Below are 25,632 nucleotides of genomic sequence, written 5' to 3' on the forward strand. Positions count from 1 at the left end.
AAGCGTTCTACCATTACCCTAAGATAATCAATATGATATTTGCTTTACGGTGATGCTCTAGCGGACTCGACAGAAACAAGGAGGTTACGATTTTGCCATGGATGGGACGACATCGCGGTGTTCCGCGACATCCTGTCAGGTTCGTCAACCTTCTCCTCGCAGGCATCCTCGTATTTATCGGCACGCCGGCAATGGCGATTTCAAGCTCGACCGTCAAGCTGCAAAGGCTGGAACGAGCCTGCCTTTCGGATGAAGCACGCATTTTCTCGTCGCCGGAAAGGTTGCTCAACCAGCCGGAGATCAGCCCTTGCCGACATTTCGTACCCGTCAGCATTCACGACTTTGTTGATACATTTTTATCCGCCGCTGGGGTGGTAAGACCCTATCTCAAAACCCAGATTGGGTTCGAACCGGAGCGAACTCTTCTCCATCCGGTTCGTCACGTCCGCCAGGCCGCGCCGCGCGGGCCTCCCATCAACGATTTGTCCTAGTCCGCTGGACCGCCTTTCCTCCATCAAAGGATTGGCATCTCTGGCGGAAGCAGCCACGGAATGTGTTAACGCCAGAGAAAACTGCCATTATTTATGAGACTTGACGTCATCCTACCCATTTTGATCGCCCTTCCCTTTATTGGCAGTCTCGTGACCGCCATGATGCCGCGCAACGGCGCGGCGCGTGGACCAGCGGCCCTTGCAGGCGGCATTGCGCTTGTCGGTCTCGTCGCTACGGTTTTTCTTTATCCCAACGTCCGCAACGGCGCGGTTCTCAAATATGACGTAGAATGGCTGCCGCAACTCGGCCTGAACTTCACGCTGAGATTGGATGGTTTTGCGTGGATGTTCATGATGCTGATTACCGGGATCGGTTTTCTCGTCGTGCTCTACGCCCGTTATTACATGTCGGCGGAAGACCCGATCCCGCGTTTCTTCGCGTTTCTTCTGTCGTTCATGGGATCTATGCTTGGCATCGTGCTGTCGGGCAACGTCATTCTCTTATCGATCTTCTGGGAGATGACCAGTATCTTCTCCTTCCTGCTGATCGGTTACTGGCACAATAATGCCACCGCCCGAGACGGCGCCCGTATGGCACTGACGGTCACCAGTATTGGGGGCTTCTGCCTTCTCGCTGGGCTTTTGGTCTTGGGACACATTGCGGGAAGCTACGATCTCGACGCGATCATCGCGAAGGCGGCAGATGTCAAGGCACATCCGCTTTATCTGACGACACTCATCCTAATCCTGATGGGCGCGCTGACCAAGAGTGCGCAGTTTCCCTTCCATTTCTGGCTGCCTAACGCAATGGCCGCCCCGACACCCGTTTCGGCGTATCTCCACTCCGCCACCATGGTGAAGGCAGGCGTGTTCCTGCTGGCCAGGCTCTGGCCGGTTCTAGCCGGCACGCAGGAGTGGTTCTGGCTCGTAGGTTTCGCTGGCATTACCACGCTCCTGCTCGGCGCCTATTTCGCCATGTTTCAGCAGGATCTGAAAGGTCTGCTCGCCTATTCTACGATCAGCCATCTCGGCCTGATCACGACATTGTTGAGCCTTGGAAGTCCGCTTGCCGCCGTCGCGGCAATCTTCCACATGGCAAACCATGCCACCTTCAAGGCATCGCTCTTTATGGCAGCTGGCATTATCGACCATGAGACGGGCACGCGCGATATGCGGCGATTAAGCGGGCTCTATCGCTATCTACCGGCAACCGCGACGCTTGCTATGGCCGCCAGTGCCGCCATGGCAGGCGTACCGCTGTTCAACGGCTTTCTCTCCAAGGAAATGTTCTTTGCCGAGGCGATTGAGACCCATGCGGACTCGCTGCTCGACAAGGCGCTTCCCTACGTAGCGACCCTGTCCGGCGCCTTCGCAGTCGCCTATTCGCTGCGCTTCATCCATACCGTCTTCTTCGGACCGCCGCCCAGCGACATTCCCAATCCGAACCCGCACGAGCCGCCGCGCTGGATGCGTTTTCCGATCGAGTTTTTGGTGCTCGCCTGCCTGATCGTCGGCGTGGTGCCAAGCCTATCCGTCGGTCCCTTCCTGCATTCGGCGGTGGTATCGGTTCTCGGTCCGCAAACGCCTTATTACAGCCTGGCGATCTGGCATGGTTTCAACCTGCCTCTCGTCATGAGCATCGTCGCACTGATCGGTGGCGTTGCGATCTACGCGCTTCTCGGAGACTACTTCTCCAAGTGCGACGACGGCCCACCGATCTTCCGGCATCTCAGGGGCCAACGTATCTTCGAGCGGATAATCGTCACCGTATCGTGGAAGTGGGCGCGCTGGCTGGAAAGCACGCTCGGCACAAGACGATTGCAGCCACAGCTGCGCATTCTGATCTTTGTCGCGCTCGTTGCCGGTTTTTCGCCGCTGGTGTCTTCGCAATTCTCACTCACCCTTCCGCGGGTCACGTCCTTCGATCCGATCTTCGCGATTCTCTGGGGCATCGGCATGATCGCGGCCATGGGCGCTGCCTGGCAGGCAAAATATCATCGCCTCGCCGCCCTGGTCATGCTGGGCGTTTCCGGTCTCGTGACCTGCCTGACATTTGTCTGGCTATCTGCGCCCGATCTCGCCATCACCCAATTGCTTGTCGAGATCGTCACGCTCGTGCTGATCCTGCTCGGTCTTCGCTGGCTACCCAAGCGCATGGTGAAGGTTGACAACAACAACGAGCTACCGGCCCAACTCCGTCGCGGGCGCGACTTCCTGCTGGCTGTCTTCTGCGGCATCGGCATGACGGTGATCGCCTATGCGGTCATGACGTTGCCTGTGCCGAACACCATCGCCAACTATTTCCTCGAGAGAGCCTATAGCGAAGGTGGCGGTACCAATGTGGTCAACGTCATCCTCGTCGATTTCCGCGGCTTCGACACGATGGGTGAGATCGCGGTTCTGGCGATCGTCGGTTTGACCGTCTTCGCGCTTTTGCGTCGTTTCCGTCCGGCGCAGGATAGTGTTGGGCTACCTGAGCAGCAATTGATCCAGAATGCTTTTGATGCCGAAAGCCCGGAGCGCAGCAAGGGCGATACGGTGCGCGACTATCTGCTCGTGCCTTCCGTTATCATGCAGTGGATGTTCCCGGTCATCGTTACCTTCTCGATCTTCCTCTTTATGCGCGGTCACGATCTCCCGGGCGGCGGGTTCGCCGCGGGCATCACCATGGCGATCGCTTTCCTGCTGCAATATCTGGCAGGCGGTACGCGCTGGGCGGAAGATCGCATCCGTATTTTGCCCCTGCGGTGGATGGGCTTCGGCCTGCTGATGGCAGCCTCGACAGGGATGGGCTCGTGGTATTTCGGCTATCCGTTCCTGACCTCCTACTTCCAGTATACGGAAATCCCCTACATCGGGAAAATGCCGACGGCGTCGGCCTTGCTCTTCGATCTCGGTGTCTTCTCACTCGTGGTCGGCTCCACGGTTCTGATTTTGATAGCACTGGCGCACCAATCATTGCGTAACTACAAGCTACGCACACCCGACGCCGCCAAAGCGGAGGATGTGTAATGGAACTTATTCTCGCCATCGGCATCGGCGTGATGACGGGATCGGGCGTCTGGCTCATCCTTCGTCCGCGCACCTATCAAGTCATTGTCGGCCTGTCTCTGCTGTCCTATGCCGTCAACCTCTTCATCTTCGGAGTGGGCGGCATCAAGACCAACGCGCCGCCTGTCCTGCTTGACGGAGTTGCAACCTCACAGCTGGCCGACCCCGTGCCGCAGGCACTGGTATTGACGGCGATCGTGATTGGCTTTGCCACGACTGCCCTCTTCCTCGTGGTGCTTCTTGCCGCGCGTGGTTTGACCGGCACTGACCATGTAGACGGGAGGGAGAGCAAGTGAACTCATTCCCATCACACATCGTCATCGCACCCATTCTGGTGCCGTTGATCACCGGTGCGATCCTGCTCTTCATCGATGAGCGCAAGCGCAAAACCAAGGCAGCAATCAGCTTCATCTCGACACTGGTGCTGCTCGCCGTTTCCATTGGGCTCTTCATCGAGGTCAATTCGACGGTGAACACCGAAATCGCCGCGATCATTTCCACCGGCGTCTATCTTCTCGGCAACTGGCCCGCCCCATTCGGCATCGTGCTGGTGGCGGACCGTCTTTCGGGGTTGATGGTGCTTCTGGTGTCACTATTGGCGATACCGTCGCTCGTCTATTCGCTGGCCAAGTGGCACAAGTCGGGTGCGCATTTCCATTCCCTCTTCCATCTGATGCTGATGGGCGTAAACGGCGCGTTTCTGACCGGCGACCTCTTTAACCTCTTCGTCTTCTTTGAAGTGATGCTGGCTGCATCCTACGGTCTGCTGCTGCACGGTTCCGGGCAGTTGAGGGTAAAAGCCGGTCTGCACTACGTGGCGATCAACCTCGTCGCAGCATTGTTCTTCCTGATCGGCGTCAGCTTGATCTACGGCGTGACCGGCACGCTCAACATGGGCGATCTGGCGCAGCGCATTGCAGGCCTCAATCCCGACCAGCGCATGCTGCTGGAAACCGGTGCAGCGGTGCTCGGCATCGCCTTTCTCGTCAAGGCCGGCATGTGGCCGCTGAACTTCTGGCTACCTTCCGCTTACGGCGCGGCGTCTGCACCTATTGGCGGCATCTTCGCCATCATGAGCAAGGTCGGCATCTATGTGATCGCGCGTCTTTCCTTCCTGCTTTTCGGACAGACAGCCGGAGATTCTGCCGGTTTCGGCCACGACGCGCTGTTGATCGGCGGGATCGCCACCATCGTCTTCGGTACAATCGGCGTGCTTGCCTCGCAGGCACTTGGACGCCTCGCAGGCTTTTCCGTTCTGGTTTCGTCGGGAACGCTGCTGGCCGCCATGGGCACCGGCAACCCGATGGTTGCCGCAGGCGCGCTTTATTATCTCGTCAGTTCCACACTCACCATCAGCGCCTTCTTCATGCTGATCGAACTGGTGGAACGTGGACAGGATGCGGGCGCCAACGTTCTTGCCGTCACCATGGAAGCCTATGGCGATGCTGACGACGATGACGAGGAAGACGAGGTCGGCGTCACCATGCCCGGCACGATGGCAGTGCTTGGAACCTGCTTTGCTGCATGCGGCATTTTGCTGGCCGGATTGCCGCCGCTCTCAGGTTTCATCGCAAAGTTCTCGATGCTCTCTGCCATCCTCAATCCGCAAGGACTGAGCGCCGACAATACGGTGTCGACGCTTTCGTGGTGGCTCGTCTTCCTTATTGTTTTCTCTGGGCTTGCAGCGCTGATCTCCATGACGCGTGCTGGTATTCGGACTTTCTGGGGATCGCTCGAAGGAACGGTACCTCGTGTATTCGTTATCGAAATCGCACCTGTCATGCTGCTTCTGGCCATGACGCTTGCCATGACCGTGCAGGCCGGTCCGATCATGCGATACATGCAGGAAACCGCACGCATCCTCGACCTGCCGGAAAGCTATATTCAGGGCGTAATGACGGCACCGCGTGCGGGTAACGCCGGGGAGGCCGCGCAATGATAAGCCGCATCCTCCCCTACCCGGTCCTGACTTTGTCGCTCATCGTATTCTGGATGACGATCAACAGCTTCTCGCCGGGACATCTCCTCCTCGGAACAGCGGTGGCGCTCGTTGCCTCCTGGTCCATGGCCTCTCTTCGCCCTTCGAAGCCCCGCATCCGTAGCTGGACTGCGGTCATCAAGCTCATCGCGATCGTGTTGTACGACATCATACGGTCGAACATTTCGGTCGCTACACTCATTCTCTTCGGGCGGAAGAGAAACAGCAAGTCCGGCTTTCTGACCGTTCCGCTCGACCTTCGCGATCCATTCGGTCTTGCGGTTCTGTCCATCATTCTGACGGCCACGCCGGGCAGCGCATGGCTGGAGTACAATTCCTCGCAAGGCACATTGCTGATCCACGTGCTGGACAATGTCAGCGAGACGGCGTGGATCAATCTCATCAAGAACCGATATGAAAAAATGCTGATGGAGATATTCGAATGAGTTCGATTATCCTTTTCTGGTCCTTTTCTCTGGCCCAACTGTTTCTGGGAATTGCCATGGCAATCTCCGTTTATCGCATCGCAATCGGTCCACGGGCTCAAGATCGCGTGCTTGGCGTCGACACGCTCTATGTCAGCTCCATGTTGCTTTTGATGACCTTTGGTCTGCGCACCGGCAATGACATCTATTTCGAGGCCGCACTTCTGATGTCGATCCTCGGCTTTGTGTCGACTGTGGCACTTTCCAAGTTCCTGATGCGTGGTGAGGTGATCGAATGATCGACGCGGCAGAATTTCCGCTCTGGGCAGCCATTCTCGTTGCCTTCTTCGTCCTGCTCGGCTCTTCACTGACGCTGGTCGGCACAATCGGCTTTGCCAAGCTGCAGAGCTTCTATGAAAGACTGCACGCCCCCACACTCGGCACGAGCTGGGGAACGGGCGGCATCGTCATGGCGTCCATCATCTATTTCTCTGTGTCCGGCGAACGCTTCGTCTTCCACGAAATCTTCATCGGCATCTTCATGACAGTGACGACGCCCGTCTCATTGATGCTTCTCGGTCGTGCTGCTCTCTATCGCGACCGCGCCGAGCAGAATCCAAGCAAGCCGAACCAGCCGGAAAAGCTGTGACGCATCTGATCGTCAACAGGGTTGAACGCAGCTAACTAGAGCATCTCAGGCGAGTTCGTGATCGCGTGAAAAGCCCTATGACTCATCCAAATCGATCAGACCCCGCTTGCCGGAATGCCCGTGCGTTGCACCTTGCGCGGCGCGGTCAGTTCCTTCCAGGTGGAAAGCGCTTTTGCCGTAGCCGTCAGTGGCGGGCGCGAAACAAAGCGGCCATGGCCTTCGCGGCTTTTCATTGCCCCCTCTTCGACGGCAACATGACCGCGCGTCAAAGTAAAGCGTGGCAGGCCCATCACCTCTTTGCCCTCGAACACATTGTAATCGATGGCCGATTGCTGGCTTGCAGCGGTGATCGTCTTCCCACGCTTCGGGTCCCACACGACGAGATCGGCATCCGCCCCGATGAGGATTGCCCCCTTCTTCGGATAGATGTTGAGGATCTTGGCGATGTTTGTGGAGGTGACGGCAACGAACTCGTTCATGGTCAGGCGGCCCGTGCCGACGCCATAGGTCCACAGCATCGGCAACCGGTCTTCCAGCCCGCCGGTGCCGTTGGGGATCTTGCGGAAATCTCCCAGTCCAGTGCGCTTCTGCTCTGTGGTGAAAGCGCAATGGTCCGTCGCCACGCACTGGAGCGAGCCAGCGGCGAGGCCTGCCCAGAGACTATCCTGATGCGCCTTGCTGCGGAAGGGCGGAGACATGACGCGGCGGGCGGCATGGTCCCAGTCCTTGGCGAAATACTCGCTCTCATCCAGCGTCAGATGCTGGATCAGCGGCTCGCCATAGACACGCATGCCCTTCTGCCGTGCGCGGCGGATGGCCTCGTGGCTCTGTTCGCAGGAGGTGTGGACGATATAGACCGGGCAGCCTGCCATATCGGCAATCATGATGGCGCGGTTGGTGGCTTCACCCTCCACTTCCGGCGGGCGGGAATAGGCATGCGCCTCCGGTCCGTCATTGCCTTCCGCCATCAGTTTTGCCTGCATCTGCGCCACCACATCGCCATTCTCGGCATGGACAAGCGGAAGCGCGCCCAGTTCGGCGCAACGCTGGAAGGAGGAAAACATCTCGTCATCATCCACCATTAAGGCGCCCTTATAGGCCATGAAATGCTTGAAGCTATTGATGCCTTTGTCGCGCACGATGGTCTCCATCTCGTTGAAGACCTGTTCGCCCCACCAGGTAATCGCCATGTGGAAAGAATAATCGCAGGCCGCACGCGATGTTTTGTTGTCCCACATGGTCAGGGCTTCGAGCATGGACTGGCCGGGATTGGGAAGAGCGAAATCCACCACCATTGTCGTGCCGCCGGCGAGTGCTGCGCGCGTGCCGCTGTCGAAATCGTCCGCCGAGTAGGTGCCCATGAAAGGCATTTCCAGGTGCGTATGCGGATCGATGCCGCCCGGCATGACGTAGCATCCCGTTGCATCCAGTTCTTCGCCACCCTTAAGCTCCGGCCCGATTTCGGTAATCACACCGTTTTCGATGCGGATATCGGCCTTATAGGTGAGATCGGCGGTTACGATCGTGCCGTTCTTGATGATGGTCATGATTGCTCCCCTTATTACGACGCACGGCTGCTACTTTATTCCACGATCCCGGCTGTCTCTACCACCGCATGGAACAGCACGTCGCAACCGGCCGCGGCCCATTCCTTTGAAATCTCTTCAGCTTCATTGTGGGAAAGACCGCCGACGCAGGGGCACATGATCATGGTTGCAGGCGCCACCTTCGCCGCCCAGCAGGCATCATGCCCGGCGCCGGAGATGATGTCTCTATGCGGATAGCCGAGCTTTTCCGCCGAACGACGCACCCTGTCCACGAGAGTGGGATCGAACGTGATGGGGTCGAAATGGCCCACAGCTTCGACCGAGCAGCCGACGCCCATCGCTTCGCATATGCTCGCCGCTTCCGCCTCGATGCGGTCGCGCATATGGTTCAGCTTGGCGAGATCGGGGGTACGGATATCGACTGTGAAGACGACCTTGCCGGGCAGGACATTGCGAGAATTGGGAGAGAAGATCACCTGACCGACGCCACCGACCGCATCAGGCTGGCTCTCCATCGCGACGGTCTGCACCATCTCGATAATCCGTGACATCGCCAGTCCTGCATTGACGCGCATGGTCATCGGCGTGGAGCCAGTATGCGCCTCCTTTCCCGTCAGGGTAAACTCAAGCCACCACAGACCCTGGCAATGGGTGACGACGCCAATCGTCTTGTCCTCGGCTTCGAGGATAGGCCCCTGCTCGATGTGGTATTCGAGATAGGCGTGCATCTTGCGCGCACCGACCTCTTCCTCGCCCAGCCAGCCAATGCGCTCCAGCTCCTCGCCATAGGTCTTGCCCTCGGTATCCTTGCGCGAATAGGCATGTTCCAGCGTGTGGACGCCAGCGAAAACGCCGGAGGCGAGCATGGCAGGCGCAAAGCGCGCCCCTTCCTCATTCGCCCAATTGGTCACGACGATCGGGTGCTTGGTGCGGATGCCGAGATCGTTCATGGTGCGCACGACCTCCAGACCCGCCAGCACGCCCAGAACGCCATCGAACTTGCCACCGGTCGGCTGGGTGTCGAGGTGGGATCCGACATAAACCGGCAAGGCGTGGGGGTCTTCGCCAGCGCGGGTGGCGAACATCGTTCCCATCTTATCGACACCCATGGTGAGACCTGCGGCCTCGCACCACGACTGGAACAGGGCGCGGCCCTCGGCATCTTCATCGGTGAGCGTCTGGCGGTTGTTGCCGCCAGCAATGCCGGGACCGACCTTCGCCATGTCCATCAACATGTCCCAGAGCCTGTCGGCATTCACGCGCATGTTTTCGCCGGGCGCAGCCATAGCGTTTTCCTTCCAGTCGTGTTCGCCAGCAGTGGTTCTTCGTCACACTGCTGGACGTCGTTCCCGTCCTTGGCCTCCGGTATGGAACGCTTACCGCTCTCATCCGAAACCTTTTCTTGTTCATCTGCATCCCACGAAAAATCGTGATTCGCCAACCTGTAAAGCAAGATCGATCTTTAATGGCTAAGCCTCGACCTAAACCGGCGGACGACAGAACGCGCCGGTCCCGTCTTTATATTTTCCTTATGTCGGCGCTCCATCTTCCCAATCGAAATCTGACGGCCTGAAGGATCATCATGCGCTCCTGACATAACAGGAGAACCCTATGCCCGATGTCCTTTTTCTGGCGCTCGGCTTCGGCACGCTGATCGTGCTGGCGCTTTACGCGCGCGCCCTCAACCGGTTTTGAGAGGCGCCGCCATGCTGGAACCCATCTTCGGCCTCGTCGTGGCAATCACGCTCGGCGTCTACCTCATCATCACATTACTGCGTCCGGAACGCTTCTGATTTTCCTGGAGAAATCCCATGACCATTCTCGGGTGGCTGCAGATCAGCCTCCTCTTCATCGCCGTACTTCTGTTTATCAAACCGCTCGGCCTTTACATGGCGCACGTGTTCAATGGTGAGCGGACCTGGCTGACGCCGATCTTTACTCCCATCGAGCGCGCGCTTTATGCTGTGGCAGGCGTCGACACGAAGAAGGAACAGGGCTGGCTTGGCTACACGCTGTCCATGCTCGCCTTCTCGATTGCCAGCTTCCTTGCGCTCTATAGCATCCTGCGCCTTCAGGCTTTCCTGCCCTTCAATCCACAAGGCTTTGGCAATGTGGAGCCGGGCTTGGCGTTCAATACCGCCGTAAGCTTCGTGACCAACACCAACTGGCAGAACTATGCCGGTGAAGCGACGATGAGTAACTTCAGCCAGATGGCCGGTTTGACGGTTCAGAACTTCCTGTCCGCCGCTGTCGGCATGGCGCTGGCGATTGCATTCACCCGCGCTTTTGTTCGTTCGCAGGCCACCACACTCGGCAATTTCTGGGTCGATATGACTCGCGCCACGCTTTATGTTTTGCTGCCGATCGCGGTCATCGTCGCAGTAACGTTCGTTGCCATGGGCCTACCCCAGACGATGGACGCCAGCGTGACGGCAACCACGCTTGAAGGAAGTCAGCAGGTCATCTCGCTCGGGCCCGTTGCCAGCCAGGAAGCGATCAAGCAGCTCGGCACCAATGGTGGCGGCTTCTTCAACGCCAATGCCGCCCATCCCTTCGAGAACCCGACTGCGCTTTCGAACTATCTCAACATCTTCTCGATGCTCACCATTTCGGCAGCCTTCATCTACACTTTCGGTCAGATGGTCGGCAGCCGTCGTCAGGGCTGGGTATTGCTGACCGCCATGGCCGTTCTGCTGATTGCGGGTGTTGCCACCGTCTACTGGGCCGAAAGCGCCGGCAACCCGATCCTCACATCGATCGGCGTCGATGCCGCACAGGGCAATATGGAAGGCAAGGAAGTTCGCTTCGGCCAGGCCATGACGGCGCTTTACGCTGCGGTGACCACCGGCCTTTCCGATGGCGGCGTCAACGGCATGCACGGCTCCTTTACCGGTCTTGGTGGCCTCGCGCCGATGTTCCTGATCCAGCTTGGCGAGGTTCTGCCGGGTGGTGTGGGATCCGGTCTTTACGGCATGCTCGTCTTCGCGCTTCTGTCGGTCTTCGTCGCCGGTCTGATGGTCGGTCGCACACCCGAATTTCTCGGCAAGAAGATCGAGGGCCGCGAGATGAAGTTCGCCATGCTGGCGGTTCTCATTCTCCCCACGGTCATTCTCGGTTTCACCGCGCTTTCCGCCATGCTGCCCTTTGCTGTCGCCAGCATCGGAACGGGCGGTCCGCACGGCCTCTCGGAAATCCTCTATGCCTTCACGTCCGCGGCCGGCAATAACGGCTCGGCCTTCGGCGGCCTTTCCGGCAATACCAACTGGTACAACACCACACTCGGCATCTCGATGCTGCTCGGTCGCTTCGCCTATGTCGTACCGGTCATGGCGATTGCCGGATCGCTTGCCGCCAAGGTTCGGGTTCCGGCCTCCGCCGGCACCTTCCCGACGGATGGCCCGCTCTTTGTCGGCCTTCTCATCGGCATCATCCTCATTCTCGGCGGGCTGCAATTCTTCCCCGCACTCGCACTCGGCCCCATCGTCGAACACTTCGCGATGCTTGCCGGCCAAACATTCTAAAAGGCATAAAGATGTCCACCAATCCCAACTCATCGGCTCCCGCCAGACCGGGTCTTTTCGACCCCGCCATTGTCGGGCCGGCCATCAAAAACGCCTTCATCAAGCTTGACCCGCGGCAGTTGATGCGCAACCCGGTGATCTTCGTCACCGAAATCGTTGCGGCTGTCGTCACCATTTTCTTCATCCGCGACCTCATCGCCCATAACGGCACGGCCATCTTTTCCGGCCAGATTGCGGCATGGCTCTGGTTTACGGTGCTTTTCGCCACCTTTGCGGAAGCGGTGGCGGAAGGACGTGGCCGCGCCCAGGCTGACAGCCTCAAGCGGACCCGCTCTGACCTGACCGCCCGCCGCGTGAGCGCAGACGGCAAGGAAGAAAGCGTCGCGGCTACCCTGCTGAAAGTCGGTGACATCGTCGTTGTCGATGCCGGCGAATTGATCCCCGGCGACGGCGAAGTGATCGAAGGCGTGGCATCGGTCAATGAGAGTGCGATCACCGGTGAATCGGCACCCGTCATCCGCGAATCCGGCGGCGACCGCTCTGCCGTCACCGGTGGCACGCAGGTTCTGTCCGACCAGTTGAAAATCCGCATCACCACGCCGCCCGGCGCAAGCTTCGTCGACCGGATGATTGCGCTGATCGAAGGCGCTGAGCGTCAGAAGACGCCAAACGAGATCGCGCTCTCCATTCTCCTGTCCGGCCTCACCCTCGTCTTCCTGATCGTGGTTGTGAGCGTGTGGGGACTGGCTGGATATTCTGGTACGCTGGTCTCCGTTACCGTGCTGGCAGCCCTTCTCGTCACGCTTATTCCGACTACCATCGGCGGCCTTCTCTCCGCCATCGGCATTGCTGGGATGGATCGTCTCGTACGTTTCAACGTCATCGCCACGTCGGGCCGTGCGGTGGAAGCGGCAGGCGACGTTGATACGCTGCTGCTCGACAAGACCGGCACCATCACCTTCGGCAACCGGATGGCGGCGGATTTCATCCCCGTGCCGGGCGTCACCGCCGAACAGGTAGCTGAAGCAGCGCTGCTTGCCAGCCTTTCGGACGAAACGCCAGAGGGCCGTTCCATCGCAGCGCTCGCGACAGGCGAGTTCGGTATTGCCTCACCCAAAGTGACCGTCGATGCCGTCATTCCCTTCTCGGCGCAGACTCGTCTATCCGGCGTCGATACGAACGGCAAGTCTTTCCGCAAGGGCGCCATTGATGCCATCCTGAAGTTTGCCGATGCCACCGATGGCAAGGCGCCAGCGGAGTTTCACCAGGCCGTAGACCGCATTGCCCGCACCGGTGGCACGCCGCTCGGTGTGGCCGAAGGTAACCGTCTGCTGGGCGTGATCCATCTGAAGGATGTGGTGAAACCCGGGATCAAGGAGCGTTTTGCCGCCCTTCGCGCCATGGGTATCCGAACCGTCATGGTTACGGGCGACAATCCCGTCACCGCAGCAGCGATTGCCTCCGAAGCGGGCGTGGACGATTTCCTTGCCGAAGCGACGCCTGAAGACAAGCTCGACTATATTCGCCGCGAACAGAAGGGCGGCCGGTTGATTGCCATGTGTGGTGACGGCACCAACGATGCGCCGGCACTGGCGCAGGCCGATGTCGGCGTTGCCATGCAGACCGGAACGCAGGCCGCCCGTGAAGCCGCCAATATGGTGGATCTCGACTCCAGTCCGACCAAGCTCATCGAGATCGTTGAGATCGGCAAGCAGTTGCTGATGACGCGCGGTTCGCTGACGACATTTTCGATCGCCAACGACGTGGCCAAATATTTCGCCATCATCCCGGCGCTCTTCCTTACCACCTATCCGGCGCTTGGCACCCTCAACATCATGGCGCTGTCATCCCCGCAATCGGCCATCCTCTCCGCGGTCATCTTCAACGCGCTGATCATCATCGCGCTGATCCCGCTAGCACTGAAAGGTGTGGCATACCGTCCCGCCGCGGCAGCGTCGCTTCTGCGCCGTAACCTGCTTGTCTACGGGCTTGGCGGTCTGCTGCTGCCCTTTGCCGGTATCAAGGTCATCGATATCGCCGTTTCCGCGCTTCATTTGGTGTAATCATGCTGAACCAAATTCGTCCCGCCATCGTCATTCTGGCCTTCTTCATCGCCCTGACCGGTCTCGGCTATCCGTTGGCCGTCACCGGCATCGCCCAAGCTGTGCTGCCGGCACAGGCAAACGGCTCGCTGATCCGCAATGGCGATGCGGTCATCGGCTCCAGCCTGATCGGCCAGAACTTTACCTCGGACCGCTACTTCTGGCCGCGCCCCTCTGCGACCAGCCCGGATGCCTACAACGCCGCCGCTTCCTCTGGCTCCAATCTTGGTACCACATCTGCCAAGCTGAAGGACCGGGTTGCCGGCGACGTTGTACGGCTGAACGGCGCGGGTATTGCCTCGCCGGTTCCGGCTGACGCCGTCACCACATCCGGCTCCGGCCTCGATCCGCACATCACCCCGGAATTCGCCACCGCTCAGGTGACGCGTATCGCCAAGGCACGCAGTCTTCCGCTTGAAGCCGTCAAAGCGCTGGTCGAACAAAAAACCGAAGGGCGGCTCCTCGGGATTATCGGCGAACCGCGCGTCAATGTGCTAGAGCTAAATCTTGCGCTCGATGCGCTGAAGAGCTGAGACGAATGGCGTCACATGACCGTGAGGGCTTGAACCGGCCCGATCCCGATGCATTGCTTGCCCTGGCGGAGAAAGACCGCCGGGGCAAACTCACTATTTTTCTGGGCGCAGCGCCCGGTGTCGGCAAGACCTATGCCATGCTGGCGCGCGCGCGCCGACTGAAAGCCGATGGCGTCGAGGTTGTGGTCGGCCTTGTCGAAACCCACGCGCGAGCAGAGACTTCGGCACTTCTCGACGGGCTCGACGTCCTTCCTCGTGTGGAGGTGGACTATCGCGGCAAGATACTCAAAGAATTCGATCTGGACGCAGCGCTTGCCCGCAAGCCGCGCGTCATCATCGTCGACGAGCTTGCTCATTCCAACCCGGAGGGTTTTCGCCATCCGAAACGCTATCAGGATATCGAGGAACTGATCGCAGCGGGCATCGATGTCTGGACCGCGCTTAACATCCAGCATCTCGAAAGCCTGTCCGATCTCGTCTCACAGATCACCGGTGTCACCATTCGCGAACGCGTACCGGACACCGTCTTGAAACGCGCCGACGATGTGGTGCTGGTCGATCTGCCACCCGGCGAACTGATCGAGCGGCTGAAGGAAGGCAAGGTCTATCTTCCCGATAGCGCGAGACGGGCCACCGACCGCTTCTTCCGCCTTGGCAATCTGACGGCGCTTCGCGAACTCGCCCTTCGCCGCACCGCAGACCGGGTGGACGACCAGATGGTCGATTATCTGCGTCAGAATGCCATCGAAGGCCCCTGGGCGACCGGCGAAAGATTGCTGGTCTGCATTGGCGCCGATGCGTTGTCCGATAAGGTCGTGCGTGTGGCAAGCCGTCTCGCCTCCGGGCTCAACGCGCCCTGGACAGTCGTCAGCATGGCGCGGGACGATCAGGAGACCATGGATGAGGACAGTCTGAGGCGGATCGACGAGGCCTTTCGGTTTGCCGAGAAACTTGGAGCAGAGACGCGCCATCTGACTGGCAATGACTTCGTGACCGAAATTATGAAACTGGCTCGGCGTGAGCATGCGACCCAGATCGTCATCGGTTCGCAGCGCCGCCGCTGGTTTTCCAATCCCTTCCGACCGAGCCTTGCGGATGCTCTGGCGAAGGAAGCGAGCGGCATCGGCCTCTATCTCGTCACTGCGGATAGCGCTAAGGCGCCGTCATCCGCCCGCAAGAAGCAGCGCTTTCAGCTTTCCGTCTTCTCCCGGTCGCTTCTCTGTGCCATCGGCGCTGTCGCAGTCGCCACCCTCTTCGGCCTGGCTTTGGATGAATTCACCCATCTGCCGAATATCTCACTGCTGTTTTTGCTCGCCGTTCTGGGTGCTGCATCCGCCGCTGGGTTCACGGCAGCCTTGATGGCGGCCGTCGTCTCGGCACTAGCCTACAATTTCTTCTTCATCGCCCCGGTGGAGACCTTTACCATAGCCTCGCCGCATGAGGTCTTTGCGCTGGCTGTCTTCATCGTCGCAGCACTGATCGCCGGCAGTCTCGCATCGCGCATTCGCGAACAAGCGCAGGCAGCGCGCCAGCGCGCCGCAGACATGCAGGCGCTCTACGATTTCTCCCGCAAGCTTGCAGGAACCGCCAAGCCGGAGGAAGTCTTGTGGGCGTCAGTCACGCAGTTGCAGGGAAGCATAGGTCGTCACGTGGTGATGCTTCTGCCCAAGGGTGACGACCTGGAGGTGGTGGCCGCTTGGCCCCCAGACACCGAGCTTGGCGTTTCCGAACTGACGGCGGCGCGGTGGGCAAGCAGCCGATCGGAGCCTTCCGGTTTCGGCACGGGCACGCTTCCTAACGGACGCTTCCAGTTTCGTCCGCTCACCAGCCCACATGGCGTCGTCGGTGTCTGCGGCTTCGAACCTGGTCCAAGCGGGCTCGATTCCAATGCCGAACGTAAACTCGCCGCCATTCTTGACCAGGCGGCAACGGCAATCGACCGCGCCCGTTTGTCCTCCGAAAGCACCGAGCAGGCGGCAAGGCTGGAGGGCGAGCGCTACCGGGAGGCACTGCTGTCGTCGATCTCGCATGATCTGCGCACACCTTTGGCGACCATCACCGGGTCGGTTACCAGCCTGCGTGAACTGGGTGACCGCATGTCGCCTGAAAGCCGTGACGATCTTCTGCAATCCATCGAGGAGGAAAGCGCAAGGCTCAGCCGCTTCGTCGCCAATCTTCTGGACATGACACGCATCACTGCGGGCACCTTGCAGGCGAAACGGGACTGGGTGGATGTCGCGGACGTGATCCGCTCTGCGGTGGGACGAGCGCGAAAATACTTTCCGACACAGAGTTTCGAGACTGGCATTGCCAGGGATTTGCCGGTCATCCGCGCAGACTCGGTCTTGCTCGGCCAGGTTCTATTCAACCTGCTCGACAACGCCGCCAAATATGGTGGCGGCGATCCGGTGAATGTTTATGCACGGCGCGATGGGGACGAAATCGTCATCTCTGTCACGGACAATGGCAAGGGCATCCCTGCCGAAGACCTCGACCGCATCTTCGAGAAATTCTATCGTCGTTCGCGCTCGGACGGACGCTCTCCAGGAACCGGGCTTGGTCTTTCCATCGCTCGAGGCTTTATCGAAGCCCTGGGCGGGCGCATATATGCAGAGAGTCCGGCGGTGAAAAAGCGTGGCACACGCATCGTCATGCGCTTTCCGGTGACCGAAAGAAGTGAAGGCAGGCAGCAACGATGACATTGGGACGTATTCTGGTGGTGGATGACGAGCCGCAGATCCGGCGCTTCCTTCGTCCGGCATTGGCTGCCGCCGGCTATGACGTGATCGAGGCGGAGAATGGCGCAGACGCGATCAAGGCGGCGGCAACGGCAGCGCCAGATGTCATCATCCTCGATCTCGGGTTACCGGACATGGACGGCAAAGATGTCATTGCCAATCTTCGCGGTTGGTTGACATTGCCCATCATCATTCTTTCCGCCCGCGACCGCGAAACCGAAAAGATCGCCGCCCTCGATCTTGGGGCCGACGACTATATCGAAAAGCCATTCGGCATCGGCGAACTGACCGCACGCATCCGCACCGCCATGCGCCATGTAGGCAAGTCCGAGATGCTGCCCTCTTCCATCGAGGCGGATGGCCTGTCGATCGACACACAGCGCCGTGTCGTCGCCCGTGGTGGCTCAAGCATCAAGTTGACGCCAAAGGAATACGATCTTCTCACGCTCCTGGCGCACCATGCCGGTCGCGTGGTCACGCACCGCACTCTTCTGACCTCAGTCTGGGGGCCAGCCCATGGTGAAGACCTGCATTACCTCCGAGTCTTCATCGGTCAATTGCGACAGAAGGTCGAACGAGACCCGGCACAGCCAAAAATTATCCAAACCGAGCCAGGGGTCGGCTATCGTTTTGTAACGGAATGATGCTGGGAAAAATTGAAAGACATCGGAGATGCGCTTTGCGCTTTCGTTCCGGTGCCTGCCCATCAGCCTAGGGGGGCTGATGGGCCTTGACTGGAGTCAACAGACGACGCTTTTGGCGGTGGATCACGCCTTTTGACTGGGATTATGATGACTAGAAAAACTGAGTTTGTCCAGTATTTTTTAGCATTTTCTAAAATAAAAAGCCCGACGAAACGCCGGGCTTTCCAAGTCAATACAGTCGGTTAGACTATATTAGAACGAACGCTGCAGACGAACGAAACCGTTCCACTGGTCGGTGTCGGCACCATCTTCGTCGTAGTAGTTGACGGCGATCTTGGTGGAGAGACCTTCGGTGATTTTGTAATCAACCGTGATACCAGCCTGCCATGCGTCACGGTTCGAGTAGTCGTTGGTCGCAATCGCTGTCGCGCCGGTGAATACTGGCGTACCACTTGCATCCAGGCCAACGAGTGCAACGCGGTCAGCCACATTACCGAACCACTGAGCGCCTGGGGTGATCGTCAAACGATCGGTTGCCTTGATGGCGTATTCAGCAGCGATCGCCCATTCAGACTCTGCGTAGTAAGCGTTTGCGCCGGAAGCCCAAACACCGGCCAGGCCGAGCGTGCCAGGACCGATTTCAGCAGTTGCAATGAGGCGAACTGCGCCTTCTTCCTGGTCAACGTCATAGGAGCCGATCAGCTGAAGAGCTGCTGCACCGAAGTTGCCACCGATGCCGCCAGTGATGCCAACATTGTTGTCAGCTTCCTGAGTAACAACGAACGTGCCCGGAAGCGGACCTGCTACGTCTGTTACAGTGCGGAACTGGCCGTTTGTGCCTTGCAGTTCGTCAACCGAGATACCTGCCCAGAAAGAGCCAGCGTCGTAGGTGTAACGAATGGAGTTGAACAGAGCGTTTGTGGACAGAACGTCAGCTTCGCCAGAGAGGCCATCGTCCCACCAGCTGTAGAACTTACCGACCTTCAGGCCGCCGAGTTCGATGAAGGCCTGGTCAACGAAGACAGACGAAGACGCCGCGGAACCGTTGTCGGCATTGCCGCGGAAGCCGATGAAGCCACGCAGAGCGCCGAGCTCGGTGTCCGTGCGGGTGTCAACTTCGAACTGAGCGCGCGTGAAGGAGTTCCAGTCAGACGTGCCGGAGAGATCACGACCGAAGTCGGTCTGGAAACGAACGTAACCGCCGAACTTGAGGCAGGTTTCGGTGCCGGGGATGTAGAAGAAGCCTGTGCCGAATGCATCGCAAACGCGGACATATTCCAGGGGCTCTGGCTCAGCAGCGACGATCGCGTCAGCAGCTTTTGCGCCAGATACTGCTGCAAGAGCTGCAGCGGAGCCGATGAGAAGGCTCTTGATGTTCATAATGACCTCCAGTCATGTTTCGTTATAAAAGCGGCGACTAGGTACACGCCCTTGAGGTTGCCCCCCGCTTCACGGATCAATAGACAGAAACACTCCATCTCCCGCAATCGAATATCACTAAATTAGGATGTTTTCATATTCGCCGATTTGCGGCGTGTTGTATTTTAGGCACAACTTACGTTAGGGGGATCGAATATTCCTGCCGGATTTTAAGACGCCGTTAAGATTTGCTGGGTCGCTGGCCTAGGACTTGTGCTGTTCAGAGAGGACTTTGGAAACTACGATTCGGGCGAAGTGAAACTTGCGGCGATTGGAAGCGGCCAATCGGACGGTTGGGAGTCTTCTCGCCCAGCTAGACGGACAAAGCGATCAACACCCCGCCAACCTATAAAGTTTGGCTGTGAAATGGCGCCGCGTCAGGTACGCCTGTTCCACACATCCACATAGAACTCATTTCTGGGAAACGCCATCGGCCTGGGCGCCCACTAACCTCAAGGCGTTTTCCAGGCCTTCAGTAACATCGCGACAAATTTTTCTGCTGCAGGCGACAGTGCACTGCTTCGTCGTTGCACGATACCGATTGTACGGGAAACCACCGGATCCACAATCGGTCGAGACACGAGATAGGGGTGGTCCTCTTGCGGGGTTGCCAGGCGCGGTAGAACCGAAATGCCGAGGCCGGCTTCGACGAGTCCCAATGATGTATTAAGATGCGTCACCTCGTAGAACCAGTTGAGCTTCAGATTGTGCCGTGCAAGCGCACCGTCCAACAAGGTTCTATTGCCGCTGGAACGATCCACCACGACGAGGGGATAAGGCTCCAGCTGATTCCAATGAATGGTGTCGTGTTTCGCTAACGGATGGTCCTTTCGCATGGCCAGAACGAAGGGATCGTCGATGAGAGGTTCGAATGACAGATCAGGATCGGAGTTCCCCATCAGGTTGATGCCGAACTCCACCTCGCCACGTGCCACAGCCTGCAGGCCTTCATTGGCCGTTAGATCGCGAATGCGTAGTCTTATAAGAGGATACTGCTCGCTGAAGGTCTTAATAACGGTGGGCAGAAAGTAGAATGCGGCCGTCGGCACGCAGGCCATGGTTATCAGGCCGCGGCGGAGCGAGCCATCCCGCATGGCAAAGAGGGAACCGTCGAATTCTTCCAGCATACGCCTGACGAGCGGCATGACCTCCTGCCCCATGGCCGTCGGCGCAACATGGCGCGTCGTGCGCTCCAGCAAGGGTGCGCCGATGGCCTGTTCCAGTTTCTGTATGCGCCGCGTCAACGCCGGTTGCGAGATGTGCAGCGCCTCAGCTGCCCGATGAAAACTTTCCAACTCCACGACCGCCTGAAAAGCTCGAAGATCAAGAATCTCACAATTAATGCTCATATCGCAATAAACCTCTCGAAAATTGCATTTAACAAATAAGCCTTTCTTCCTCATATTGCAACAACTGGATAGATTGATCCATGAAATGCAAGATTGAGGCGAAGATGAACGATCTCCTGAAGATACCCTGTGTGCTGATGCGCGGCGGAACGTCTCGCGGCCCGTTTTTTCTGGCCTCCGATTTGCCACGCGATCCGGCCCAGCGCGATGCCGCTCTTCTCTCCATCATGGGCTCGGGTCATCCGCTTCAGATCGACGGTATCGGCGGCGGTAATCCGGTCACGTCGAAGGTTGCGATCATCGGACCGTCAAAAGTGAAGGGCGCTGATATCGACTACCTCTTCGCCCAGGTCCGCACGGACCGGCAATTGGTGGATTACTCTCCCAATTGCGGCAACATGCTTGCAGCCGTTGGTCCATTTGCCATCGAAGCCGGACTGGTGGCTGCCAAGGAGCATGACACGCTGGTTCGCATTCACAATGTGAACACCGGCAAGTTGATTGAGGCCAAGGTTCCCACCCGTGGCAGCGAGGTGATTTATATGGGCGACGCGTCGATAGACGGCGTACCCGGCCTCGCAGCCCCAATTGCCTTGACCTTCGTCGACTCGGCTGGTGCCAAGACGGGCAAGCTGTTGCCGACCGGCAAGCCGATCAATGTCATCGACGGTGTCGATGTCACGGCGATCGACTGCGCCATGCCGATGGTCTTGATGCGCGCTGCCGATCTCGGCATCACGGGATACGAAGACCCTCAGCTATTGACCGCCAACCGGGCTCTGATCGATCGTATGACGGGCATCCGTATCGAGGCGGGCAAGTTGATGGGCATGGGAGATGTGTCGGATATGGTCATCCCAAAGCCTGTTCTGATCTCGCCGGCGCGCAAAGACGGAACGATGTCGGTTCGCTACTTCATGCCGAATGAATGCCATCCGGCCTTGGCCACAACCGGTGCCGTCGGCATTGCGACGGCTGCGGTTACCGGTGGCACCGTGGCATTCGAGGCGGCTGGCCAGCCCAGCGTTCCCGCACTCATCCGGATCGAGCATCCGGCAGGGCGTCTCGACGTTCAACTCGAAATGCGAAACGGCGCCATTGCGGCCGGTCTTGTCAGAACCGCGCGCCGTCTTTTCGAAGGCTTCGCTTTCGCCAAACCAGCCGCCGCCATCGAACACGCAGCATAGACAAACGCCATCACGGCACACAGCATAGAGAAAACCGGGAGGAGACCCACATGCGTAAATTCCTGCTAGCAACTGCAGCACTCTGCGCCTTCGCAGCAACCGCCAATGCCGAATCCGTCAGAATGAGCGTTGGTTCCTACAATCTCAATAACCTGCCCTTCCCTGTGGCCGCCAGCCTCGGCTACTACAAGGATGAAGGTCTGGATGTGACCACCGAGAACTTCGCCCAGGGTGGCTCCAAGGTGCTTCAAGCTCTTGTGGCCGGCTCCACGGATGTTGCAGTCGGCTTTTACGACCATACAATCCAGATGCAGTCGCAAAACAAGCACGTCGTCGGCTTCGTGATGCTGGCGCGCAATTCCGGTCTGGTCCTGGCTGGCAAAAACGACACGGACTTCGATCCGGCAAAGCCTGAAACGATCAAGGGCAAGAAGGTCGGCATCACCTCTCCGGGCTCGTCCTCCGACTTCTTCATTCGTTACTACATGAAAGAACATAAACTCAGCGATAACGACATCTCCATCATCGGCGTCGGCTCGGGCGCTGCAGCCGTTGCGGCACTTCAGCAAGGCAAGATCGACCTTCTCGTCAATTACGACCCGGCCGCTACCATCGTTGTGGAGCGCGGTCTCGGCAAGATCCTGATTGACGCGCGCAGCGATCAAGGCGCGAAAGACGTCTATGGCGGCATTTACCCCACCTCGGTCCTCTATGCGACCCAGGATTACATCGACGCTAACCCGGAAGTGATCCAGAAGGTCACAAATGCCACAGTGCGCGCGCTGCACTGGATGAAGGCGCATTCGGCTGAAGAGATCGTCGAAAAGCTGCCGGAGGATTTCGTCTCTGGCGACAACGCGACCTACATCAAGGCTGTCGAATCCGCCAAGGCGATCTTCTCCGAAGACGGCAAGTTCGAGGCGAAGGACCTGGAAACACCGCTCGCCGTTCTGAAAAGCTTCAATGAGGCTGTGGCAAAGGCCATGATCGACCTCAACACCACCTACACCAACAAGTTCGTCGAAGCAGCCGCTTCGAAGCCCGCAAACTGAGGGTCCTTCCATGTCATCACCAGTCAGAAAGCTAACGCCGGTGGCACAGTCCGAACCTAATGCGATGGTCGCCATCGATAATGTGACGATGGCATTTGGCTCATTCACTGCCGTTCAGGATGTCAACCTCACAGTTGGCGATGGAGAATTCCTCTCCATCGTCGGGCCAACCGGCTGCGGCAAGTCCACGATCCTGAACGCGATCGCCGGCCTGTTGAAACCCGCCAAGGGATCAGTCAGCATCGATGGAACTGCGGTCAACGGCGTGCAGAACAATATCGGCTATCTCTTCCAGCAGGATGCGCTGCTTCCCTGGAAGACGGCCTATCAGAATGTCGAGCTTGGCTTGATGTTCCGCGGCGTGCCGGAAGCGGAGCGCCGTGCCAAAGTCATGGCCTGGCTCGAAAAAGTCGGCCTCAAAGGCTTCGAAAGCCGCTTCCCGCACATGCTGTCCGGCGGCCAGCGCAAACGCGTGCAGATGGCCCAGGCTCTGATCACCGAGCCGAAAGTTATTTTGATGGATGAGCCTTTCTCGGCACTCGATATCCATACCCGCCATCTGATGCAGAATGAGCTTCTTCGCCTGTGGCAGGAAGATCGCCGCGCGGTCGTGATGATCACGCATGATCTGGAGGAAGCCATAGCACTTGGTGACCGCGTCGTCGTTCTGGCCGCTGGCCCGAAGAGCCGCGTAATCGAAAGCTTCCCTGTCGATCTCGAGCGTCCACGCAACGTTGCTGAAATCAAACTCGACCCGAAATTCATGACTCTGTACCGCGATATCTGGGCATCCCTGCGCGGCGAAGTGGAGAAGAGCTATGCAAGCCGTTAATATTCGCATCATTCAGGTCGTGCTGCTGGTCGCCATTCTCGGTGGATGGCAGCTTGGCGTATCGATGGGCGCCATCGACCGCTTCTTCTTCCCCGCTCCGTTTGACATCGTGACGCAGGTCGTCACCTGGATCGCTGACGCCGGCTTCTACAAGCATGTCGGCATTACTTTGAGCGAAACTGTGCTCGGCTATCTCATCGGCACCGGTCTCGGTGTGGCAGCAGGCGTCTGGCTTGGTCTTAGCCCCTTCGTTGCCCGCGTGCTCGATCCTTTCATCAAGGCTGTCAATGCCATTCCCCGCGTCGTTCTGGCTCCGATCTTCGTTCTGTGGCTGGGCCTGGGCCTTTGGTCGAAGGTTGCACTGGCCGTCACATTGGTCTTCTTCGTCACCTTCTTCAATGCCATGCAGGGCGTTAAGGAAGTGAACCCGGTCGTTCTGTCGAATGCCCGCATTCTCGGCGCCAAGCGCTCTGATCTTCTGCGCCACGTCTACTTCCCGGCCGCAGCGAGCTGGATCCTGTCTTCGCTGCGCACCTCCGTTGGCTTTGCGGTCGTCGGCGCCATCATTGGCGAATATCTCGGTGCGTCCGCAGGCCTCGGCTATCTGATCGCTCGCTCGGAAGGCAACTTCGATGCGGTCGGCGTCTTTGCCGGCATCATCATCCTCGCCATCTTCGTTCTCATCATCGACCTCATCCTCGATGTTGCGGAAAAGAAGATGATCACATGGCGTCCAAATGCTGCGGAAGAACGGCCAGCCTGACACGGCAACGCTTAAATAGAATTAGAGAGGGCGGTCAATTGGCCGCCCTTTTGCGTATCGGAAACTCTAAGAATAAGCAGCGGCGACGGCCAGTTACCGAAGTCGCAGCTTAGGTCTTAGTCTGGACGTGAAATCTTATCCGCGCACCGGCACGGAAATCCCCCGCACGAGCTTCCGGTCAAACGGCGTCGAACGACAAGCTCACATCGCCACAAGGTACTGGCCTCTGCCATTGGACGATCTTTCCCAGGCTGAGCGCAGAAAACGGTGATAATGACTGGATCTACCTTGGGTAGGCATGGCTTTTTCGCATCCAATCGGAACGCGACCCGCCTTCGATCCGTTGGACTGACATCAATAACCCGCCCAAGGAGGAAACATCATGAGCATCTTCAGTAAAATCAAAGACGCGATCTTCGGGTCGGCGCACGCCGAGCAAACATCGCCATCCGCCACCGAACCAACACCTTCATCCACTCCTGAGCCCGCAGCAACCACCGCACCTCCGATTGGCGGCACCGGCCAGTCCGTCCCCCCGACCTCCGGTAGTTCCGCGTCGGTCCCCCCCGCGCCCACCCCCGCCTCTGCTCAAAACGTCGATGTCGCCTCACAGCTCGACGCGGCGGTAAAGCGCAGTGGACAGCGCCTGGATTGGAAGCATTCGATTGTCGACCTGATGAAGGCGCTCGGCATGGATGCAAGCCTCGCAGAGCGCAAGGAACTGGCGCAGGAGCTCGGCTATACAGGCGAACTCAACGGCTCGCCGGAAATGAACAACTGGCTGCATAAGGCTTTGCTCAAAAAACTGTCAGAAAATGGTGGCAAGGTACCCGCAGAATTACTCGATTAATTTTTGGAACCGAACGCGCCGCTGCGCATTATCACTCTCGAGTGGCGTGGCGGCGCCACGGCTTGCATGTTGACCACGGATGTACTGGCGGCAGATAACAAGCGACAAGAGGTCGGTGCGAGTTCGCCCCGGCCTTTTTTGTTGCTTTGATGGAGTGTCTGGCGCCTGTCTATTCGGCAACAACCGCGACGGTAATTCTCAGAGGTCGTGGAGCCGGCGACAAGATCGACAGGCGACCGCGGCTACTGGCCGCCGACCGGGCCATCGCCCTCAGTCCCCTGCTCGCGGTCCGCGGGTTGACCGACCGGCACAGGCGGCGCTCCCTCATCATTGTTGGTTATAATGTCTTCGTCCGACGCCCTCAGGCGCCAGGTAGAGCTGGCTCGGCAAATCTGAACAGTTGAGATAAGTGGCTTTCGGCTTTTGAACACGGCAGTATGCCGGGAACAGGAGCCATGATGACAAAACGACCTCGCCGCAACCACAGCCCGGCCTTTAAGG

General features: G+C 58.7%; 21 protein-coding genes. 17 read left to right on the forward strand and 4 right to left on the reverse strand.

Annotation, left to right across the window (positions count from 1 at the left end; genetic code table 11):
- The first annotated feature begins 584 nt into the window (after positions 1–584).
- From QZ869_RS00790 to mnhG, 6 genes are read left to right on the forward strand one after another with little or no spacing between them, the layout of a single operon-like run.
- Entirely contained in the window at positions 585–3,503 is a 2,919-nt protein-coding gene (locus tag QZ869_RS00790; RefSeq protein WP_296102025.1) for a monovalent cation/H+ antiporter subunit A, read from the forward strand.
- The gene (locus QZ869_RS00795; RefSeq protein WP_296018164.1) at positions 3,503–3,838 is read left to right on the forward strand and encodes a Na+/H+ antiporter subunit C; all 336 of its coding nucleotides are present in this window, start codon (positions 3,503–3,505) and stop codon (positions 3,836–3,838) included. The genes QZ869_RS00790 and QZ869_RS00795 overlap by 1 nt, the downstream gene beginning before the upstream one ends.
- Positions 3,835–5,481 carry a monovalent cation/H+ antiporter subunit D gene (locus QZ869_RS00800; protein ID WP_296074015.1) on the forward strand — a complete coding sequence of 549 codons (1,647 nt, stop codon included), beginning with the start codon at positions 3,835–3,837 and terminating at the stop codon, positions 5,479–5,481. Before QZ869_RS00795 ends, QZ869_RS00800 begins: the two co-directional genes overlap by 4 nt.
- A complete protein-coding gene (locus QZ869_RS00805; RefSeq protein ID WP_296018160.1) occupies positions 5,478–5,966 on the forward strand; it encodes a Na+/H+ antiporter subunit E in 489 nt (162 codons plus the stop codon). The genes QZ869_RS00800 and QZ869_RS00805 overlap by 4 nt, the downstream gene beginning before the upstream one ends.
- Positions 5,963–6,244, forward strand: a complete 282-nt coding sequence (locus tag QZ869_RS00810; RefSeq protein ID WP_296018158.1) for a K+/H+ antiporter subunit F — start codon at positions 5,963–5,965, stop codon at positions 6,242–6,244. The genes QZ869_RS00805 and QZ869_RS00810 overlap by 4 nt, the downstream gene beginning before the upstream one ends.
- Positions 6,241–6,594 (forward strand): monovalent cation/H(+) antiporter subunit G, encoded by a 354-nt coding sequence (mnhG, locus tag QZ869_RS00815; RefSeq protein ID WP_296018156.1) that lies wholly within the window; start codon positions 6,241–6,243, stop codon positions 6,592–6,594. The genes QZ869_RS00810 and mnhG overlap by 4 nt, the downstream gene beginning before the upstream one ends.
- A 95-nt stretch (positions 6,595–6,689) precedes the next feature.
- Here the strand turns inward: mnhG and hydA are convergent, their stop codons facing one another.
- Complete coding sequence (gene hydA / locus QZ869_RS00820) at positions 6,690–8,144, reverse strand: dihydropyrimidinase (protein ID WP_296102049.1); 1,455 nt, start codon at positions 8,142–8,144, stop codon at positions 6,690–6,692.
- 32 nt (positions 8,145–8,176) lie between these two features.
- Positions 8,177–9,427 (reverse strand): Zn-dependent hydrolase, encoded by a 1,251-nt coding sequence (locus QZ869_RS00825; protein WP_296102027.1) that lies wholly within the window; start codon positions 9,425–9,427, stop codon positions 8,177–8,179.
- Positions 9,428–9,847: 420 nt separating this feature from the next.
- On the opposite strand from QZ869_RS00825, the gene kdpF reads away from it, so the two are divergent.
- The 6 genes from kdpF to QZ869_RS00850 are packed head-to-tail and all read left to right on the forward strand — an operon-like array spanning position 9,848 to position 17,679.
- A complete protein-coding gene (gene kdpF / locus QZ869_RS21735; RefSeq protein ID WP_367115303.1) occupies positions 9,848–9,934 on the forward strand; it encodes a K(+)-transporting ATPase subunit F in 87 nt (28 codons plus the stop codon).
- Between the two features lie 18 nt (positions 9,935–9,952).
- On the forward strand, positions 9,953–11,662 hold the full coding sequence (kdpA, locus tag QZ869_RS00830; RefSeq protein WP_296102029.1) for a potassium-transporting ATPase subunit KdpA: 1,710 nt from the start codon (positions 9,953–9,955) through the stop codon (positions 11,660–11,662).
- Positions 11,663–11,673: 11 nt separating this feature from the next.
- Positions 11,674–13,725 carry a potassium-transporting ATPase subunit KdpB gene (gene kdpB / locus QZ869_RS00835; RefSeq protein ID WP_296102031.1) on the forward strand — a complete coding sequence of 684 codons (2,052 nt, stop codon included), beginning with the start codon at positions 11,674–11,676 and terminating at the stop codon, positions 13,723–13,725.
- Between the two features lie 2 nt (positions 13,726–13,727).
- Positions 13,728–14,297: a potassium-transporting ATPase subunit KdpC gene (gene kdpC, locus QZ869_RS00840; RefSeq protein WP_296102034.1), complete on the forward strand. Its 570-nt coding sequence runs from the start codon at positions 13,728–13,730 to the stop codon at positions 14,295–14,297.
- A gap of 5 nt (positions 14,298–14,302) precedes the next feature.
- Positions 14,303–16,996, forward strand: a complete 2,694-nt coding sequence (locus QZ869_RS00845; RefSeq protein WP_296078567.1) for a sensor histidine kinase KdpD — start codon at positions 14,303–14,305, stop codon at positions 16,994–16,996.
- Positions 16,993–17,679 (forward strand): response regulator, encoded by a 687-nt coding sequence (locus QZ869_RS00850; RefSeq protein WP_296078566.1) that lies wholly within the window; start codon positions 16,993–16,995, stop codon positions 17,677–17,679. The genes QZ869_RS00845 and QZ869_RS00850 overlap by 4 nt, the downstream gene beginning before the upstream one ends.
- Positions 17,680–17,931: 252 nt before the next feature.
- Here QZ869_RS00850 and QZ869_RS00855 read toward each other — a convergent pair whose 3' ends face one another.
- Positions 17,932–19,059 (reverse strand): porin, encoded by a 1,128-nt coding sequence (locus QZ869_RS00855; RefSeq protein WP_296082362.1) that lies wholly within the window; start codon positions 19,057–19,059, stop codon positions 17,932–17,934.
- Positions 19,060–19,550: 491 nt separating this feature from the next.
- Complete coding sequence (locus QZ869_RS00860) at positions 19,551–20,447, reverse strand: LysR family transcriptional regulator (RefSeq protein WP_296102051.1); 897 nt, start codon at positions 20,445–20,447, stop codon at positions 19,551–19,553.
- A 104-nt stretch (positions 20,448–20,551) separates the two neighbouring features.
- Here QZ869_RS00860 and QZ869_RS00865 point away from each other — a divergent pair, with 104 nt between their 5' ends.
- The 5 genes from QZ869_RS00865 to QZ869_RS00885 all read left to right on the forward strand — a co-directional run bounded on the left by QZ869_RS00865 (position 20,552) and on the right by QZ869_RS00885 (position 25,131).
- Positions 20,552–21,634 carry a 4-oxalomesaconate tautomerase gene (locus tag QZ869_RS00865; RefSeq protein ID WP_296101657.1) on the forward strand — a complete coding sequence of 361 codons (1,083 nt, stop codon included), beginning with the start codon at positions 20,552–20,554 and terminating at the stop codon, positions 21,632–21,634.
- 50 nt (positions 21,635–21,684) lie between these two features.
- On the forward strand, positions 21,685–22,686 hold the full coding sequence (locus QZ869_RS00870; RefSeq protein ID WP_296102035.1) for an ABC transporter substrate-binding protein: 1,002 nt from the start codon (positions 21,685–21,687) through the stop codon (positions 22,684–22,686).
- A 10-nt stretch (positions 22,687–22,696) separates the two neighbouring features.
- Positions 22,697–23,518, forward strand: a complete 822-nt coding sequence (locus QZ869_RS00875) for an ABC transporter ATP-binding protein (protein WP_153312175.1) — start codon at positions 22,697–22,699, stop codon at positions 23,516–23,518.
- Positions 23,505–24,281 carry an ABC transporter permease gene (locus QZ869_RS00880; RefSeq protein ID WP_296102037.1) on the forward strand — a complete coding sequence of 259 codons (777 nt, stop codon included), beginning with the start codon at positions 23,505–23,507 and terminating at the stop codon, positions 24,279–24,281. The genes QZ869_RS00875 and QZ869_RS00880 overlap by 14 nt, the downstream gene beginning before the upstream one ends.
- Positions 24,282–24,663: 382 nt before the next feature.
- Complete coding sequence (locus QZ869_RS00885; protein WP_296102039.1) at positions 24,664–25,131, forward strand: DUF3597 domain-containing protein; 468 nt, start codon at positions 24,664–24,666, stop codon at positions 25,129–25,131.
- The last annotated feature ends 501 nt before the right edge of the window (positions 25,132–25,632 follow it).

The organism is uncultured Agrobacterium sp. (genome assembly GCF_913777885.1).
In the GTDB taxonomy this organism is placed as follows: Bacteria; Pseudomonadota; Alphaproteobacteria; order Rhizobiales; family Rhizobiaceae; genus Agrobacterium.

Coding starts and splice junctions, on each gene's coding strand:
- QZ869_RS00790 (WP_296102025.1), top strand. CDS start 585: ATGAGACTTGACGTCATCCTACCCATTTTGATCGCCCTTCCCTTTATT.
- QZ869_RS00795 (WP_296018164.1), top strand. CDS start 3,503: ATGGAACTTATTCTCGCCATCGGCATCGGCGTGATGACGGGATCGGGC.
- QZ869_RS00805 (WP_296018160.1), top strand. CDS start 5,478: ATGATAAGCCGCATCCTCCCCTACCCGGTCCTGACTTTGTCGCTCATC.
- QZ869_RS00810 (WP_296018158.1), top strand. CDS start 5,963: ATGAGTTCGATTATCCTTTTCTGGTCCTTTTCTCTGGCCCAACTGTTT.
- mnhG (WP_296018156.1), top strand. CDS start 6,241: ATGATCGACGCGGCAGAATTTCCGCTCTGGGCAGCCATTCTCGTTGCC.
- QZ869_RS00825 (WP_296102027.1), bottom strand. CDS start 9,427: ATGGCTGCGCCCGGCGAAAACATGCGCGTGAATGCCGACAGGCTCTGG.
- kdpF (WP_367115303.1), top strand. CDS start 9,848: ATGCTGGAACCCATCTTCGGCCTCGTCGTGGCAATCACGCTCGGCGTC.
- kdpA (WP_296102029.1), top strand. CDS start 9,953: ATGACCATTCTCGGGTGGCTGCAGATCAGCCTCCTCTTCATCGCCGTA.
- kdpB (WP_296102031.1), top strand. CDS start 11,674: ATGTCCACCAATCCCAACTCATCGGCTCCCGCCAGACCGGGTCTTTTC.
- kdpC (WP_296102034.1), top strand. CDS start 13,728: ATGCTGAACCAAATTCGTCCCGCCATCGTCATTCTGGCCTTCTTCATC.
- QZ869_RS00845 (WP_296078567.1), top strand. CDS start 14,303: ATGGCGTCACATGACCGTGAGGGCTTGAACCGGCCCGATCCCGATGCA.
- QZ869_RS00850 (WP_296078566.1), top strand. CDS start 16,993: ATGACATTGGGACGTATTCTGGTGGTGGATGACGAGCCGCAGATCCGG.
- QZ869_RS00855 (WP_296082362.1), bottom strand. CDS start 19,059: ATGAACATCAAGAGCCTTCTCATCGGCTCCGCTGCAGCTCTTGCAGCA.
- QZ869_RS00860 (WP_296102051.1), bottom strand. CDS start 20,447: ATGAGCATTAATTGTGAGATTCTTGATCTTCGAGCTTTTCAGGCGGTC.
- QZ869_RS00865 (WP_296101657.1), top strand. CDS start 20,552: ATGAACGATCTCCTGAAGATACCCTGTGTGCTGATGCGCGGCGGAACG.
- QZ869_RS00870 (WP_296102035.1), top strand. CDS start 21,685: ATGCGTAAATTCCTGCTAGCAACTGCAGCACTCTGCGCCTTCGCAGCA.
- QZ869_RS00875 (WP_153312175.1), top strand. CDS start 22,697: ATGTCATCACCAGTCAGAAAGCTAACGCCGGTGGCACAGTCCGAACCT.
- QZ869_RS00880 (WP_296102037.1), top strand. CDS start 23,505: ATGCAAGCCGTTAATATTCGCATCATTCAGGTCGTGCTGCTGGTCGCC.
- QZ869_RS00885 (WP_296102039.1), top strand. CDS start 24,664: ATGAGCATCTTCAGTAAAATCAAAGACGCGATCTTCGGGTCGGCGCAC.